This window comes from Thiolapillus sp. (assembly GCF_048562965.1).
Lineage (GTDB): Bacteria > Pseudomonadota > Gammaproteobacteria > Chromatiales > Chromatiaceae > Thiolapillus > Thiolapillus brandeum_A.
The window spans coordinates 1-916 of sequence record NZ_JBHNMF010001079.1; the positions used below are offsets into that span (position 1 = coordinate 1).

General features: G+C 57.2%; 1 protein-coding gene. It reads left to right on the forward strand.

All coding sequences use genetic code 11. The features are described from left to right. On the forward strand, positions 1-916 hold a 916-nt coding region (locus ACOCD2_RS22400), incomplete at its 5' end, for a LysR family transcriptional regulator (RefSeq protein ID WP_305801461.1).

Genomic DNA, 916 nt, shown 5'->3' on the forward strand with positions numbered 1-916 from the left:
ACTAAATAATATGAGCAAGATTGATGACATGGCCTTGTTTGTTCAGATCGTGAAAACTGGCGGTCTGGCGGCGGCCGGACGGAAGATCAGGCTGTCACCAGCGAGCATAACTCTGCGCCTCAATGCCCTGGAGCGTCGCTATCACACGCGCCTGCTCAATCGCACCACGCGGAAAATTTCTCTGACCGATGCTGGCAGCCGCTTTTTTGAAGCCTGCCTGCGGGTGGTGGAAGAAGTGGAGAATGCCGAGGCTCTGCTGCGGGCGGCGGACGAAAACCTTTCCGGGCGGCTGCGCATCACGGCACCCTCGGATTTTGGTCGTCAGTACGTGGCGCCGGCGCTGTCGGAGTATGTGGGCTTATATCCTGGTGTGATTCCCCAGTTGCATCTGACTGACAATGTGGTGGATCTGGTGGAAGAGGGCTATGATCTGGCCATACGCTATGGAAACCTGCCCGACAGCAATCTGGTGGTTCGCCATCTTGCCAGTAACTACCGGGTGCTGGTGGCGTCTCCCGGGTATCTCGAAAAGCAGGGCAGGCCTGGCCATCCCGACGACTTGGCCCGGCACCGTTGCTTGGTTTTGGAGCGCTTCGGAGAACCTTTGGATGAATGGCGATTCGTTTTCGATGGCCGCCACAAGTCCGTCAGGGTCAGGCCCGCGCTGACCAGCAATGACGGAGCGGTTATCCGCCAATGGACCCTGGCCGATGGCGGCATCGCCTACAAGTCCATTCGCGATGTGCAGGGTGATTTGGACAAAGGCAGGTTGCAGACGGTTCTGGATGATTATGTTGTTGGTTTTCAGTCCAGCGATGTGCTGACCACCGGGTTGCAGTTCGTGTTTCCCAGCCGGCGTTATATGCCCCGGCATGTTGAGGCGTTTGTGGAGTTTTTCAGAACACGTCTGTCTTAG